Source organism: Limnohabitans sp. INBF002 (assembly GCF_027924905.1).
GTDB lineage: Bacteria > Pseudomonadota > Gammaproteobacteria > Burkholderiales > Burkholderiaceae_C > Limnohabitans.
The window spans coordinates 2,038,345-2,053,197 of the sequence record NZ_AP027055.1 but is presented as its reverse complement, the minus strand read 5'-3'; the positions used below and the strand labels follow the sequence as shown (position 1 = coordinate 2,053,197).

The window sequence follows — 14,853 nt, the reverse complement described above, 5'->3', positions numbered from 1 at the left end:
TCACTGGCCACTCAGAACCAAAAACTTGTCCAGCTGCAAAGACTCCAAAGGCTTGTAGTGTTTGGCGTAGGTGACGGCTTGCGGCTTGTGCAGGTTGATGCCGTCCAGCAGTTTGCGTCCGTCGTCGTCTTGTGTGAGCTTGAGCATGGCCTTCAAGAAACGCTCACGCACAGCCGCGGGCACCGAGGGGTGGGTGGCCACGGGGTGGGGCGTGTAGGCGGGGGTTTCAAACAGCACGCGCAATTGCTGGCGCACCTCGGGCGCTTCGTTGTCTAGCGTGTTGTTCACGCCACCGCCCGCCAAGGCGTCTTTGCCAATCACGGAGCGGTACACATTGCTGTGGGTTTTGACGAACACGGGGTTGATGTCGATCTTCTTTTTGGCCAATTCCGCACGAATCAGCAACGAGGCGGCAAATGCGTTGGGGGCGGGGAACGACACGTTTTTGCCCTTCAACTCGTCCAAGCTTTTGATGGGGCTGTCTGCGCGCACCACCAAGATGCCGGTGAGCAAGTCTTCGCTGTCCGCCAGCAAAGGTTGGTACTTTTTCTTTTGGTGGGCCAACACGGCGTGGTAGGGGTTGAGAAACACAAACTCGGGCTCGCCCTTGAGTAGCTTTTGCTCAAACTCTGGGATGGTGGGCGAGACACGCAACTCAAAGCACAAGCCCGCTTCTTGGCCCACGCGTTGCAACAAAGGCGACCAGGTGGTGTAAATCTTGGCGGCGGTGAGCTGTGGCACCACGTCAAAGGTGTAGACCTTGGTGGTGCTTTGATCGCCCAAACATGCGGCTTGTGCGGCGCTGTTGATCAGCAACGCACAAGCGAAAAGCCCAACGAGATGTCGTCTGAAAGCGCGCATTTGGCAAAACCCATTTTGATTGATTTTGTTATTTTCGCTTGAGTTGTGACTTTATCAATTTTGTTCAGATTCATCCCCAAACAACGACTCGGTATAGGGCTGTGCGGGTGTTTCTTCGGCGCGTGAACCTTGCGCTTGCCAGTCTTCAATTTTCATCAACGAGCCCACGCGAACGCCCAGCAAACGCAGGCGGCGTTTGAGGTCGACGCGCTTCAGGCATTGGCCTGCGGCTTGTCTGATGGCGGGGGCTTGGTGGATGTAGCTCTCGAGCGTTTGGTCGCGTGTGACGCTTTGAAAGTTGTCGTAGCGCAGCTTGATGCCAATGGTCTTGCCCACATAGCCTTTGCGTTGCAAGTCGGCGGCCACTTGTTCGCACAGTTGGGTGAAGATCGCACCCAAGGCCTCGCGGTCCCGCACGGCGTGCAGATCGTGTTCAAACGTGGTTTCGCGGCTGATGCTCACGGGCTCACTGGCGGTTTCAATCGGGCGATCGTCTTTGCCGTGGGCGGCATCGTGCAGCCAGGCACCGTAGCTTTTGCCGAAATGCTGCATCAGCCACACGCGGTCGCGTTGCGCCAAGTCGCCAATGGTGTGAATGTCGTGTTGGGCCAGCTTGGCTTCGGCCTTGGGGCCAATGCCATTCACCTTGCGGCAGGGCAGGGGCCAAATCATGTCTGTCAAATCAGCGTCGGTGACGATGGAAATGCCATTGGGCTTGTTGAACTCACTCGCCATTTTGGCCAGCAGTTTGTTGGGCGCCACGCCCACCGAGCAGGTGAGGCCGGTGTCGTCAAAGATGGCTTTTTGAATCAAGCGCGCCAACACGCGGCCACCTTCGCGTTGGCCGCCCGGCACGTCGGTGAAGTCGATGTACACCTCGTCCACGCCGCGGTTTTCCATCAACGGTGCGATGTCGGTGATGATGGCTTTGAAGCGTTGTGAGTAGTGGCGATATTGGTCAAAGTCCACGGGCAGCAGGATGGCATCGGGGCAGAGCTTGGCCGCCTTCATCACGCCCATGGCTGAGCCCACGCCGAACTGTCGCGCGGCATAGGTGGCGGTGGTGATGACGCCTCGGCCTGTGTAGCCAGAGAGGCGCGGAAAGAAAGCGAGCGGTATTTCGTCGAGTTTGTCTTCGGACCACGCGTGTTCTGGGTGTTCTTGGCGCAAGCGTTCCAGCATGTCGTCCACGCGGCGGCGTCCACCGCCAATCACCACGGGCAAGCCCTTGAGCTGCGGGTAGCGCAGCAGCTCGACGGAGGCGTAAAAAGCGTCCATGTCGAGGTGTGCAATGCGGCGCATTTTCAGAGGGTTGGATTCAGGCAAGGTCACAGCAGGCAAGCATAATCGCAGCCACTTTGAACTCCAGGAGAACCCATGCCTACCATTCGCGTTGAATTGCTTGAAGGTCGTACACCAGAGCAAAAGAAAGAATTGGCGAAAGCCTTGACCGAAGCCACTTGCCAAACTTTAGGCAGCAGCCCCGCTGCGGTGGATGTTTTGTTTTTTGACATTCCCCGCCACGACTGGGCCACCGGCGGTGTGCCTTGGAGCGAGAAGCTTTAAATCGCTTTTTGAACCAACCAGCCTTTGAACAACCAAGGCTGTCGTGGTTTGCCGTCACGTGGACCACGGTCTTTGTTCTCGACGCTGATGCCTAAGGCGCGTGCGCCTTCAAGGGCTTGTGTCGGCACATCAAGCTGTTGGGTTTTGTAGCGGTCCGTGAGAACACCCAACAAGCGAGGCACATCACCTTCGGCGATGGCCCACACATGCAGACTTTGCTCGCGGCCTTCTTTGACGTCGTTGAGGCGCTGCACTTGCAGCTTTTGGTTTTTGGGGTCGTAGGTGAGCAGCATGGCAGGGGCTTGTTGCTCATCTTGCAGCACAGCCACTTCGCGCACCTGAGGAATTTCCACCAGCTTGGCTTCCAAGTGGTGAACTTGTGCCTTGAGCTGCTCATACATGCTGGCGCTGAAGGCCCACCCGATGAACACCACGAGGGCCAGAAAAATACTCAGGGCGCGCCACCAAGCGCTGACGCTGGTGGACTTGGGGGATGTGGTTGTGTCTTCGCTCATCCCTCAAGTGTGCCTTAAGCCTTAGGGAAGGTACCCGGCAGCAAGATGTTGGTGTTCACGTTTTGGATGTTGGTGTGACCGCAAAACGCCATGGTCACATCCAGCTCTTTGTGGATGATTTGCAAGGCCTTGCTCACGCCTTCTTCGCCCATCGCACCGAGGCCGTACACCATGGCACGGCCAATCAGCACGCCGCGTGCGCCCAAGGCCCAAGCTTTCAGCACGTCTTGACCGGAGCGAATGCCGCCGTCCATCCACACCTCAATTTGGTCGCCCACGGCGGCCACGATAGCGGGCAGCGCTTCGATACTCGATTGCGCACCGTCGAGTTGGCGACCGCCGTGGTTGCTCACCACGATGGCATCGGCACCGCTTTGCGCAGCCAGCTTGGCGTCTTCCACGTCTTGAATGCCTTTGAGGATGAGCTTGCCACCCCACTGGGCTTTGACCCATGCCACGTCTTCCCACGACAGGCGGGGGTCAAACTGTTCGTTGGTCCAAGAGGACAGCGACTTCATGTTGCTCACGCCTTTGACGTGGCCCACCAAGTTGCCAAAGGTATGGCGGCGTGTGCCCGCCATGCCCAAACACCAACGGGGTTTGGTCATGAGGTTGATGATGTTGGCGATGGTGGGGCTGGGGGGCGCTGTCAGACCGTTCTTCAAATCTTTGTGGCGTTGGCCAATCACTTGCAAATCCAGTGTCAGCACCAAGGCGCTGCACTTGGCTTTGCGAGCGCGTTCAATCATGTTGGACATTGGCTTCGCGGTCGCGCATCATGTAGAGCTGGTACATGAAGGGCGCGGTGGTGGCAGCGGCCACGTCTTCCATGGAGCAAATGCTCATGGTGGACAAGATGAAGGGGATGCCAAATTTTTCAGCAGCGCGTGCCGCTTTGATTTCACCATCGGCGCTTTGCATGCCGGTCAGGCCCACGGGGGCAATGGCCACGGGCATCTTCACATCGAGGCCCACCATCTTGGTGGCGGTCGTGCGGTTTTCCATGTTCACCGCCACGCGTTGGCGCAGCTTGATTTTTTGGAAGTCCGCTTCGTTGGCGCGGTAGGTGCCCTCGGTCCAGCTGCCGGAATCGGCGTAGTCATAGAACATGCGGGGCACACGTTTTTCGGCCAAAACGCGCAAGTCTTCGATGTTGGTAATCACGGGCATGCAAGGTCTCCTAAATTTGAGACGCATGGTAGCCCGAGGTGCAGTGAAAGCGGTGTGAAGAGTGCGACAGCGGGATTGAAATAATTTAAAGCGAGCGCCTCAGATGGCTTCCACCACCACTTGCGGTAGCAAATAGTGCACATCTGCCGCTTGGCTCAGCGATGTGCCTGGGGCCAGCAGTGCCGCCGCACCCGAGGCCATGCCGTATTGAAATGCTTTGAGCAAGCGGTCGCCTCGACCCATCGACCACACCATGCCGCCCACAAAGCTGTCGCCCGCGCCAATGGTGGTTTGCACATCCACTTTGACGCTGCGGGCACGCCAATGCTCGGTGGCGCTGATCACCAAGGCACCGTCTGCACCCAAGGACACCGCCACGATCTCGGCTTGACCACATTGAATGAGCTGCTGCGCCGCAGCCACTTGGGCTTCTTCGTTGGGTAAGTCTTGGCCTGTTAAATCGCGCAACTCACGCAAGCTGGGTTTGAACATAGACACGCCCACCTTCAACGCTTCGGCCAATGCGGGGCCATTGGTGTCTAGCACCACGCGCACGCCGTGCGCTTTGGCCAGCGCTGCCAAACGCGCATAAAAATCAGTGGGCACGCCCGGTGCCAAACCACCGCTGATGACCAAAAATTGTTTGGGCAGGTGCTGCGCCACGTAGTCAAAGCAGGCCTCAACTTCGGCGGCTGAGACCTGAGGGCCGGGCAATACAAAGCGAAAGTCGTTGCCACTCGATGTTTCGTGGACCGAAAAACTCTCGCGTGTTTCTTCGGCGATGGGCATCACATGGCAGCGCACTTTCTCAGTGCGCATCAACTTGTGATGACGCTCGCCGGTGACACCGCCTGCCAGATACAAAGCCACGCAGTTCGCGCCCAAGCGGTGCAGCACACGCGCCACGTTCACGCCACCACCACCCGGGTGCTTGAGCACCGCGCCGCAGCGCATCTTGTGGGTGTGGCTCACCTGGGCGATGGTGGTCAGCACATCCAAGGCGGGGTTCATGGTGACGGTGAGGATGTCGGTCATGTGTGTGGCTGGTGGCGTTGCCACAGTGCGTAGGTGAGGTAGCCAACGATGGCTGCATTCAATGTCACGATGAAAGCGTTCATCCATGAGGGCTCGTCGATCAAATGCATAACCTCAAACGGAATGTAAATGCCGCCTGAGAGTGCGCCCAAATATTCACCCCAGGCCTTGCCCAGCCAAAGACCCGTGGCCTCAATGAAGCGCAACGCAATGTAGGCCGAGGCCAACATGACCAACATGTGGACATCGGTGTCTGGCAACAAGTCGGCGTAATGCAGCAGCAGGGACGGGTAGTGCGCCTCGGGGTCTAGGCCAAAGCGTCCAATCAGCGTCAAGACCACAGCGCGGACATCGCGGTGCAGCAAGTCAAGCACACCAATCAAACCGGCCAGAGCGGCCATGCCTTTGGTCGCTTCAAAGATCGCGATGGCTTGGAGCGCGCTACGCGGGTCTTTGACGTCGGACATGTCAGCCTAAGCGTTTGTGGTGGCGCTCAATTTGCGCGCGCACTTGCACGGGGGCTGTGCCGCCTAGTGTGTTGCGGGCATTGAGTGAGCCATGCAGGCTCAAGCAGTCGTACACGTCTTTTTCGATGGCGGGGTGAAAGCTTTGCAGCACTTCAAGCGGCAACTCAGACAAATCGCAGTTGTGGCTGGCGGCGGCCTTGACGGCGTGGGCCACGGTTTCGTGTGCATCGCGGAAGGGCTGGCCTTTTTTCACCAAGTAGTCGGCCAAGTCGGTGGCGGTGGCAAAGCCTTTTTTGGCGGCGTCTTCCATGGCTTGGGCGTTGACGGTGATGCCGCCTTCTTTTTGATCCGTGGCTGGGTTGACTTGGCCGCCCACCATTTCGCTGAAGATGCGCAGCGTGTCTTTGAGTGTGTCCACCGTGTCAAACAACGGCTCTTTGTCTTCTTGGTTGTCTTTGTTGTAGGCCAGGGGCTGGCCTTTCATCAAGGTGATGAGGCCCATCAAATGGCCGACCACACGGCCAGTTTTGCCGCGTGCGAGTTCGGGCACGTCTGGGTTTTTCTTCTGCGGCATGATGGAGCTGCCGGTGGTGAAGCGGTCAGCAATTTTGATGAAGCCAAAGTTTTGGCTCATCCACAAAATCAACTCTTCTGACATGCGGCTGATGTGCACCATGCACAGCGAAGCGGCGGCGGTGAACTCAATGGCGAAGTCGCGATCGCTCACGCCGTCCAAGCTGTTTTGACAGACTTGTGCGTTGCCGTGTTCGTCGACCATGCCCAGTGTGCGGGCCACGCGCTCGCGGTCCAGCGGGTAGGTGGTGCCAGCCAAAGCGGCGCTGCCCAAAGGGAGGCGGTTGGTGCGACGTCGCACGTCGCTCATGCGCTCAGCGTCACGTGCAAACATTTCCACATAGGCCAACAGGTGGTGGGCAAAGCTCACGGGCTGGGCCACTTGCAAGTGGGTGAAGCCGGGCAAGATGACTTCCACATTCTTCTCGGCCACTTCCACGAGCGACTTTTGCAAATCGACCAACAGATCGATGATGAGGTCCATCTCGCTGCGCAACCACAGGCGCACGTCGGTGGCCACTTGGTCGTTGCGGCTGCGGCCGGTGTGCAGGCGTTTGCCAGCATCGCCCACCAATTGGGTGAGGCGGGCTTCGATGTTCAGGTGCACGTCTTCCAGGTCGAGCTTCCACTCGAACTGGCCAGATTCAATTTCAGACCAAATTTGCGCCATGCCTTTTTGGATGGCGGCGTGGTCGTCTTTGCCGATGATGCCTTGGTGGCCCAGCATCTCCGCGTGGGCCAAGCTGCCCGTGATGTCGGCTTGCCACAAGCGTTTGTCAAAGAACACGCTGGCTGTGTAGCGCTTGACCAACTCGCTCATGGGTTCAGAAAACAGGGCGGACCACGCTTGGGATTTTTTGTCGAGTTGGTTTGTCATATAGGTCAGATTTTATCGGGCTGGCGGCCGCTTCCCGCGATGGCGCTTCGGTTTCGTCTTCGTGGGGCGTGTGATCTGTGCGTTCAGCGCTTGGGTGCGCCTGCTAACATTTACCGCAATTGATTTCGCCACACGCCTGTCGTGGCTCTGAAAAAGCGAGTTTTGTTTTGCCTACTGCCTCCACAACCCCCGTTTCCTTGACCATCGCCACCCGCGAAAGCCGTTTGGCCATGTGGCAGGCTGAGCACGTGCAAGCCTTGCTGCAGGCTCAAGGCCACAGCGTGGCGCTGCTGGGCATGACCACGCAAGGCGACCAAATCTTGGACCGCAGTTTGAGCAAAGTGGGCGGCAAAGGCTTGTTTGTGAAAGAACTCGAAGTGGCACTCGAAGAAGGCCGCGCCAACTTGGCCGTGCATTCCCTCAAAGACGTGCCCATGGATTTGCCCGAAGGTTTTGACCTGGCCTGCGTGATGGAGCGCGAAGACCCGCGCGATGCGTGGGTGTCGTCCCAATACGCGCACCTGAATGATTTACCGCAAGGCGCGGTGGTGGGCACTTCCAGCCTGCGCCGCACCGTGCTGCTGCGCGCTTTGCGACCCGATTTGAAGATTCAGCCCTTGCGCGGCAACCTCGACACCCGTTTGCGCAAGCTCGACGAAGGCCAGTACGACGGCATTGTGTTGGCCGCTGCGGGCTTGAAGCGTTTGGGCTTGGGTGAGCGCATTCGTCACATTTTTGAAACCACCGAGATGCTGCCCGCCGCAGGGCAGGGCGCATTGGGCATTGAGGTGCGCAGCAACCGTGCCGACGTGGCCCAAGCCTTGGCCCCGCTGGCCGATGCCGCCACTTGGCTGACCGTGACCGCCGAGCGCGCCGTGAGCCGTGCCATGGGCGGCAGCTGCTCCATGCCCTTGGCGGCACATGCCACGTTGACCAACGGCGTGCTGCACTTGCAAGCTGCGTGGGGCGACCCATCGGGCGCGCCCGTGTTGTTGCGCGCTGAAGTCAAACAAACCTTGGACGCTGCTGACCCCGCTTCACGCGAAGCCGCCAATGTGTTGGGCGAATCGGTGGCCGCCCAGTTGCGTGCCCAAGGCGCCCACTAAACCGCGCGGCCTGCCATGCGCGTCATCATCACCCGACCCGCAGGCGATGCGCCAGCGTGGGTCGATGCGCTGCAAGCCGCTGGCCACCAAGCGCTGGCCTTGCCCTTGATTGAGGTCGGCCCCGCTAGATATTTACAGCCCGTGTTGCAAGCGTGGGCGCACTGGTCCGAATGGCAAGCCGTGATGTTTGTCAGCGCACAAGCCGTGCGCTATTTCTTTGACAGCCAACCAGCGGCCCTGCGTGCCGATGCGGGGCAGATCACAAGCCCCACTTGGGCCAACGGCCCGCGTTGCTGGGCCACGGGTCCGGGCACGCACAAAGCCTTGTTGCAAGCGGGGGTGCCCGAAGCGTGCATTGACAGCCCTGCCACCGACGCGGCGCAGTTTGACTCGGAAGCCTTGTGGCAGCGTGTCGCCGCGCAGGTGAAAGTGGGGCAAGCTGTGCTGATTGTTCGGGGCCATGACGTGTGTTCAGACACGGCAGCCGCACAACCAGAGCCCAACGCCGCACTCACCGGCACAGGCCGCGATTGGCTGGCCCAACAGCTGCAGGTCGCAGGCGCATCGGCTCAGTTTGTGGTGGCCTATGAGCGCCGCGCGCCCGTGTGGTCGACCCAGCAAAAAGCGCAGGCCGCCCAAGCTGCCACCGACGGCAGCGTGTGGTGCTTCAGCAGCTCGCAAGCCATCCAACACCTTGCCCACGCCTTGCCCGCTCAAAGTTGGGCCAACGCCCGCTGTATCGCCACCCATGCCCGCATTGCCCAAACGGCGCAGACGCTGGGTTTTGGTGCGGTTCACCTCTCTCGCCCCCATGTCGCGGATATGCTTCGCTCATTAGAATGTCTGGCATGAAGCCAGAGCACGACGACACCTCCAATCTCCCACCCTTGGGCCCGACGACTGAACCGCTTGCCAACGCCAGCGAGTTCGCCAGCACCCGCACGGACGCCAACACGTGGCTCATCCGCAGCATCGGCGCATTGGCCGTGGTGGGCGCTGTGGGCTCGGGCCTGATGTGGGCCAAGCTCTCGGGCATTCAAGAACAACTGGCGCGCCAAAGCGCTGACACCGGTAGCCAAGCGGTGGAAGCGCGTGTGACGTCCAAACAAGCCGAAGAGTTGGCGCGCGAAACTGCCGCCCGCTTGTCGGTGACCGACGCCAAGCTCAGCGAAGTGGCCTTGCAACGCAGCCAGCTCGAAGACCTGATGCAAAGCCTCTCGCGCTCGCGCGACGAAAACTTGGTGGTCGACATTGAATCCGCCATTCGTTTGGCGCAGCAACAAGCCCAGCTCACTGGCAGCGTGCAGCCTTTGTTGGCCGCGCTCAACTCGGCCGAGCAACGTTTGACCAAAGTCGCACAACCCCGCCTCGCACCCGTGCTGCGTGCGGTCACCCGCGACATTGAACGCATCAAAGCCACGGCTGTGGCTGACACCCCGGCCTTGCTGTTCAAGCTCGACGAGCTGGTGCGCGTGGTCGACACCTTGCCTTTGCTCAACGCGGTGGGCCATGCGCCCAAAGAAAAACCGGTGCAAGCCGTGCCCACCACGAGCTGGGCCAAGGCCATCAGCATGAGCTGGTGGGAGAAGGTGCTGTCTGACGTTTGGGACGACGCCCAAAGCCTGATTCGCGTCAGTCGCATTGGCAAACCCGAAGCCAGCATGCTGTCACCCGACCAAAGTTTCTTTGTGCGCGAAAACCTCAAGCTGCGTTTGCTCAATGCACGTTTGGGTTTGTTGGCCCGTCACTTCGATGCCGTGCAATCTGACATGAAGCAAGCCAACGACGACTTGGTGCGTTACTTTGACATGCAAACCCGCCAAGGCCAAACCACCTTGGCGCTGGCGCGTGAAGTGCTGGCGCAGGCTAAGCAAATTGAAATCCCGCGTGTGGACGACACCATCGCGGCCCTCACCACAGCTGCAGCGGGGCGCTGATATGAAAGCCGCTTTGTGGTTTGTTGCCTTGTTCGGTGTGGCCGTGGCCTCGGCCTTGTTGGCCGGCGGAAACCAAAGCACGGTCACCGTGTTTTGGTCGCCTTACCGTGTCGACCTGTCGCTCAATTTGGTATTGCTGGTGTTGGTGGCGCTGTTTGTGATGCTGCACTTGGCATGGCGCGCCATGTCGGCCCTGTTTGAATTGCCCCACCAAGCCCGCCGCTGGCGCTTGCAACAAAAAGAGCGTGCCATGCACGCGGCTTTGTTGGATGCACTGTCTCAGTTGTGGAGTGGCCGCTATGTGCGTGCCGTCAAGTCGGCTGAACAAGCGCTGGCTTTGGAGGCCTTGTTGGCTTCGGTGCGCACGGCAGACGACCCCGCGCTACGCCACACACAACAGCTCCGCGCTTTGTCGCACCTGATTGCCGCCGAAAGCGCCCATGCCTTGCGTGACCGTGATGCCCGTGTGTCGCATTTGCAAGCGGTCATGGCCTTGGGCCGTGAACAAGCGGATGAGGCGGTGGATGAAGCCATCGAATCTGCCTATTTGGGCGCAGCCCGTTGGGCTTTGAGTGACCGTGATGCCCCTGAAGCACTGCGCTGGTTAGATGGTTTGCGCCACGGCCCCGCGCGTCGCACCTTGGCCTTGCGTATGCGCCTGAAAGCGACGCGCCTCGACCAACAACACACCTTGGCCCTCGACACCGCACGTTTGCTGGCCAAACATGGCGCATTTTCTGAGACGGCCGCGCAAAGTTTGCTGCGTGAGTTGGCCGTGGCCAGCTTGAACGAAGCGCACGACAGCGCCCAATTGCAGCGCGCGTGGGATGCGTTGGAGCCCACAGAGCGCGAGCAGCCCGAGGTGGTGTTGCATGCCGCGCAGCGCATGCTCAAACTCAGTGGCGAAGCCACCGCCGTGATGCCTTGGCTCACGCCTTTGTGGAATCGCATGGTGCAAAAGCCAGACAGTTGCACGCCTGCTGTTCGCGAGCGTGTGGCCCAAACTCTGGCACGTGCCTTGGTGCTGCTGCCTGCCGATTCAGATTGGCTGGCCAGCATTGACCGCGCGCGTCAAACCTACCCACGCTGGGTGGAGTTGCAATATTTGGCAGGCCTGGTGTGTTGGCATCACGCTCTGTGGGGCAAGGCGCAGCAAATGCTGGAGCAAGCTGCACCGCAGCTCAAAAACCCCGACATGCAGCGCCAAGCCTGGCGCACCTTGGCTCAGCTGGCCGAGCAGAAAGAAGAAACAGCACGCGCCCAGTTGTGCTGGAAGCGCGCTGCTGAGGTGGCCGCGTAAACATCGCCAAGCCTTCATCATTGCATCGCTAAACAAAAACGGCCTAGAGTGATCTAGGCCGTTTTGCTTGGGGGTTCAAACCCCTTGCGGGGCGTGTGGTTTACAGATCCTTGCGGGTCTCAACCAACACCAATGGACCTTCATCCAAGATCACCACAGGTGGACGCTCGCGTGGCACATGCACGGGCTTGGGCTCGGCTGCAATCGCAGCTTGCACCGCAGCGATGCTTTCTGGATTGGAGTTGACCCATTCCAAACCGCTGCTTTGGGCCACTGCTTGCATCGCAGACACAGGCAATGTGAACGCTTGGATGCTTGGCATGCCTTGGCGTGCAGCGGCTTGTGCCACAGGTGCTTCTGGCTGTGAGGCTTCACGAGGCGCTTGACGTGGGGCACGTTCCGAACGCTCGCTGCGCTCTGGACGCTCTTGGCGCTCAGTACGTTCACCGCGTGGTTCACGGGGTTGGCGAGGCTCGCGGGCTTCTTGAGGCGCTTGCTCTTGAGACGTGTTGTCGTGCTCAGCGGCTGGGCCTTGATCGGCGTGTTCTGCAGAACCTTCTTCACGCGGTGCGCGGTCGCCACGCTCGCGGCGGTCACGGCCGTAGCGGTCGCGTGAGCGGCGCTCACGACGCTCGCCACCGTTCTCGTCGGTTTGCGGTGCTTGACCTTCGGTGGCTGCGGCGTTGTCGAGTGGCAAAACTTCTGGATTGCCGTTTTCGTCAACGCGTGGGGCGCGCTCACGGCGGCCTTCGTTGCGTTCGCCGCGTGGGCTACGTTCGCGACGGCCTTGGCCCTCACCACGTTCGCCGCGTTCAGCACGGTCACCGCGAGGTTCGCGTGGCTCGTTGCCGCCTTCGGTGCTTTCGCCACGCTCTTCGCGGGCCATGCGCTCGTTGCGCGCTTTGGCGCGTGCTTCGGCTTGGGCTTCGGGGGAGGCGTTGTTGTCGAGAGCCGCTTGGCCTTCGACGTTACGGCCTTCACCGTTGCGACCTTCACCACGGCCACCGCGGTTGCGGTCTTGGCGTGGGCCACGGCCTTCGCGGCCACCCTCGCTGCGACCACCTTCACCGCGTTGTTCCACATTGCGCTCGCCGCGCTCTGCACGCTCACCGCGCGCTGGGCGTTCGCCACGGGCTTCAACGCCTTCAGCGTTGCGCTCAGTGCGGCCTTCGGCGTTGCGCTCGGTACGGCCTTCAGTGCCACGTTCGGCGCGGTCACCACCACGGCCACCGCGACCACCACGGCCGCCTCGGCCATTGGCACTGCGGCCATCACGGCGCTCGCCGCGTTCGCCTGGCTTTTTGTCGCCCACGGCTGGCTTGGCTTTTTCTTCCGAGTCACTGCTGAACAAGCCAGTGAACCAACCCCACAAGCCGCCCGATTTAGCTTCAGGTGCTTTGGCCGCAGGCTTAGGGCCGCGTGCGTGTGCAGGTGCTTTCGCAGGTGCAGCAGGCTTAGGCTCATGCGCGGGTGCCGGTGCATCAGGCAACACGCCTTTGATGACAGGCGTTTGCTTGTTGGTGGGCTCTTGTGAGCGACGTGTCACGGCGGTGGGGTCTTCAAACTCCTCGGCCATTTTGTAACTGGCTTCCACGCGGTCGAGGCGTGGGTCGTCGTGCTTCAGACGCTCCAACTTGTAGTTGGGTGTTTCCAGTGTCTTGTTTGGCACGAGCAACACGTTCAAGCGTTGTTGGATTTCGATCTTGGCAATCTCAGTGCGCTTCTCGTTCAACAAGAACGAGGCCACTTCCACCGGCACTTGGGCGTATACGGCAGCCGTGTTGTCCTTCATGGCCTCTTCTTGGATGATGCGCAAGATTTGCAGAGCCGAGCTCTCGGTGTCACGCACGTGGCCAGAGCCGCCGCAACGTGGGCATGGAATCGAAGCGCCTTCGCTCAGCGCAGGGCGCAGGCGTTGGCGGCTCATTTCCATCAAGCCGAATTTGCTGATGGTGCCAAATTGCACGCGGGCACGGTCGTGGCGCAAGGCTTCGCGCAAGCGGTTTTCCACGTCACGGCGGTTGCGGCTTTCGTCCATGTCAATGAAGTCGATGACGATCAGGCCACCCAAATCGCGCAAGCGCATTTGGCGGGCCACTTCGTCGGCGGCTTCGAGGTTGGTGCGGGTGGCGGTTTCTTCAATGTCGCCGCCTTTGATGGCGCGGGCCGAGTTGACGTCCACCGACACCAAGGCTTCGGTGTGGTCAATCACAATCGCGCCGCCGGATGGCAGGTTGACGGTGCGGGCGTAGGCCGACTCGATTTGGTGTTCGATTTGGAAGCGGCTGAACAGCGGGGTTTCGTCGCTGTAGCGCTTCACGCGAGCGGCGTGCTCAGGCATGACGTGGGCCATGAACTGATGCGCTTGCTCATAGATGTCATCGGTGTCGATCAAGATGTCGCCGATGTCATGGTTGAAGTAGTCACGGATGGCGCGGATGACCAAGCTGGATTCTTGATAAATCAAGAACGCGCCTTTGGCACCCTTGGCGCCGTCAATGGCGGTCCACAACTTGAGCAAGTAGTTCAAGTCCCATTGCAACTCAGGGGCGCTGCGGCCAATGCCAGCGGTGCGCGCGATGATGGACATGCCCTTGGGGTATTCCAATTGGTCCATCGCTTCTTTGAGTTCTGCACGGTCGTCGCCCTCGATGCGGCGGCTGACGCCACCACCGCGTGGGTTGTTGGGCATGAGCACCACATAGCGGCCAGCCAGCGAGATGAAGGTGGTCAGGGCTGCGCCCTTGTTGCCACGTTCTTCTTTTTCCACTTGGACCAACAGCTCTTGGCCTTCTTTGATGACGTCTTGGATGCGCGCTTGGCTCACCGACACGCCTTCGGCGAAGTACTGTTTGGAAATTTCTTTGAACGGCAAGAAGCCGTGGCGGTCTTCGCCGTAATCCACAAAGCAAGCTTCGAGAGATGGCTCGACGCGGGTGACTACGGCTTTGTAGATGTTGCCTTTGCGCTGTTCGCGGCCTTCGATTTCGATTTCATAGTCGAGCAGTTTTTGGCCGTCGACGATGGCCAGGCGGCGTTCTTCCGACTGGGTTGCGTTAATTAGCATCCGTTTCATGATGCGGTTCCTTCACGTGTCAAATCATCACAGGCCCATGACGGGCCAACGATGCCTGAGGGACGTCAGAGAACGAAGGGAATTGCCGCTGAGACCGTCGCCGCCGCGCTAATCAATGTGAGATCAGCGCAGGGGACGGTGGGTGGGCGCGTGGATAAGGGCAAGAAGTCGCGGTTGTCCTGTTGTCGAGTGCGTGGCTTGATGAGCCGGTGCAGGGGAGACAGGGCTGGTCCAGCTGGCATAGATGCGACGCGCAACGCTGTACACAGACCGTGGCAAAAGCCACTCTGTGCAGAGTTCCATCAACATCAACATTGCCACAACCATCGTTTTTGCTTCTTGCAGTGATCCGTCATGGAGGCTTTTCAAA

12 protein-coding genes and 1 pseudogene are annotated in these 14,853 nt (G+C 60.0%); 5 read left to right on the top strand and 8 right to left on the bottom strand.

What is annotated here, in order from left to right:
- Together QMG15_RS10290 and dinB are read right to left on the bottom strand one after the other, a co-directional pair.
- Entirely contained in the window at nt 1-816 is an 816-nt protein-coding gene (locus QMG15_RS10290; RefSeq protein WP_281788532.1) for a phosphate/phosphite/phosphonate ABC transporter substrate-binding protein, read from the bottom strand.
- A 99-nt stretch (nt 817-915) separates the two neighbouring features.
- A complete protein-coding gene (dinB, locus tag QMG15_RS10285; RefSeq protein ID WP_281790119.1) occupies nt 916-2,163 on the bottom strand; it encodes a DNA polymerase IV in 1,248 nt (415 codons plus the stop codon).
- A gap of 75 nt (nt 2,164-2,238) precedes the next feature.
- Between dinB and QMG15_RS10280 the strand changes: the two genes are divergently transcribed.
- Nucleotides 2,239-2,427, top strand: coding sequence for a 4-oxalocrotonate tautomerase (locus tag QMG15_RS10280; protein ID WP_108358102.1), 189 nt, complete (start codon nt 2,239-2,241; stop codon nt 2,425-2,427).
- On the opposite strand, the gene QMG15_RS10275 is transcribed toward QMG15_RS10280, so the two are convergent.
- The 5 genes and pseudogenes from QMG15_RS10275 to argH all read right to left on the bottom strand — a co-directional run bounded on the left by QMG15_RS10275 (nt 2,424) and on the right by argH (nt 7,064).
- A complete protein-coding gene (locus QMG15_RS10275) occupies nt 2,424-2,942 on the bottom strand; it encodes an anti-sigma factor (RefSeq protein ID WP_281788531.1) in 519 nt (172 codons plus the stop codon). The two genes, QMG15_RS10280 and QMG15_RS10275, sit on opposite strands and share 4 nt — an antisense overlap.
- Before the next feature lie 14 nt (nt 2,943-2,956).
- Nucleotides 2,957-4,112: pseudogene (locus QMG15_RS10270) on the bottom strand (alpha-hydroxy acid oxidase).
- 99 nt (nt 4,113-4,211) lie between these two features.
- Nucleotides 4,212-5,147 (bottom strand): 1-phosphofructokinase family hexose kinase, encoded by a 936-nt coding sequence (locus tag QMG15_RS10265; RefSeq protein WP_281788530.1) that lies wholly within the window; start codon nt 5,145-5,147, stop codon nt 4,212-4,214.
- On the bottom strand, nt 5,144-5,614 hold the full coding sequence (locus QMG15_RS10260; RefSeq protein ID WP_281788529.1) for a DUF2127 domain-containing protein: 471 nt from the start codon (nt 5,612-5,614) through the stop codon (nt 5,144-5,146). Before QMG15_RS10260 ends, QMG15_RS10265 begins: the two co-directional genes overlap by 4 nt.
- A gap of 1 nt (nt 5,615) precedes the next feature.
- Nucleotides 5,616-7,064, bottom strand: a complete 1,449-nt coding sequence (gene argH, locus QMG15_RS10255) for an argininosuccinate lyase (RefSeq protein ID WP_281788528.1) — start codon at nt 7,062-7,064, stop codon at nt 5,616-5,618.
- A 197-nt stretch (nt 7,065-7,261) separates the two neighbouring features.
- On the opposite strand from argH, the gene hemC reads away from it, so the two are divergent.
- The 4 genes from hemC to QMG15_RS10235 are packed head-to-tail and all read left to right on the top strand — an operon-like array spanning nt 7,262 to nt 11,407.
- On the top strand, nt 7,262-8,170 hold the full coding sequence (hemC, locus tag QMG15_RS10250) for a hydroxymethylbilane synthase (protein WP_281788527.1): 909 nt from the start codon (nt 7,262-7,264) through the stop codon (nt 8,168-8,170).
- A gap of 15 nt (nt 8,171-8,185) precedes the next feature.
- Nucleotides 8,186-9,022: a uroporphyrinogen-III synthase gene (locus QMG15_RS10245; protein WP_281788526.1), complete on the top strand. Its 837-nt coding sequence runs from the start codon at nt 8,186-8,188 to the stop codon at nt 9,020-9,022.
- The gene (locus QMG15_RS10240; RefSeq protein WP_281788525.1) at nt 9,019-10,107 is read left to right on the top strand and encodes a uroporphyrinogen-III C-methyltransferase; all 1,089 of its coding nucleotides are present in this window, start codon (nt 9,019-9,021) and stop codon (nt 10,105-10,107) included. The genes QMG15_RS10245 and QMG15_RS10240 overlap by 4 nt, the downstream gene beginning before the upstream one ends.
- A 1-nt stretch (nt 10,108) precedes the next feature.
- On the top strand, nt 10,109-11,407 hold the full coding sequence (locus tag QMG15_RS10235; RefSeq protein WP_281788524.1) for a heme biosynthesis HemY N-terminal domain-containing protein: 1,299 nt from the start codon (nt 10,109-10,111) through the stop codon (nt 11,405-11,407).
- Nucleotides 11,408-11,507: 100 nt separating this feature from the next.
- Here the strand turns inward: QMG15_RS10235 and QMG15_RS10230 are convergent, their stop codons facing one another.
- Complete coding sequence (locus tag QMG15_RS10230) at nt 11,508-14,483, bottom strand: Rne/Rng family ribonuclease (protein ID WP_281788523.1); 2,976 nt, start codon at nt 14,481-14,483, stop codon at nt 11,508-11,510.
- Between the last annotated feature and the right edge of the window lie 370 nt (nt 14,484-14,853).

Coding starts and splice junctions, on each gene's coding strand:
- QMG15_RS10265 (WP_281788530.1), bottom strand. CDS start 5,147: ATGACCGACATCCTCACCGTCACCATGAACCCCGCCTTGGATGTGCTG.
- QMG15_RS10245 (WP_281788526.1), top strand. CDS start 8,186: ATGCGCGTCATCATCACCCGACCCGCAGGCGATGCGCCAGCGTGGGTC.
- dinB (WP_281790119.1), bottom strand. CDS start 2,163: ATGCGCCGCATTGCACACCTCGACATGGACGCTTTTTACGCCTCCGTC.
- QMG15_RS10260 (WP_281788529.1), bottom strand. CDS start 5,614: ATGTCCGACGTCAAAGACCCGCGTAGCGCGCTCCAAGCCATCGCGATC.
- argH (WP_281788528.1), bottom strand. CDS start 7,064: ATGACAAACCAACTCGACAAAAAATCCCAAGCGTGGTCCGCCCTGTTT.
- QMG15_RS10235 (WP_281788524.1), top strand. CDS start 10,109: ATGAAAGCCGCTTTGTGGTTTGTTGCCTTGTTCGGTGTGGCCGTGGCC.
- QMG15_RS10275 (WP_281788531.1), bottom strand. CDS start 2,942: ATGAGCGAAGACACAACCACATCCCCCAAGTCCACCAGCGTCAGCGCT.
- QMG15_RS10240 (WP_281788525.1), top strand. CDS start 9,019: ATGAAGCCAGAGCACGACGACACCTCCAATCTCCCACCCTTGGGCCCG.
- QMG15_RS10280 (WP_108358102.1), top strand. CDS start 2,239: ATGCCTACCATTCGCGTTGAATTGCTTGAAGGTCGTACACCAGAGCAA.
- QMG15_RS10230 (WP_281788523.1), bottom strand. CDS start 14,483: ATGAAACGGATGCTAATTAACGCAACCCAGTCGGAAGAACGCCGCCTG.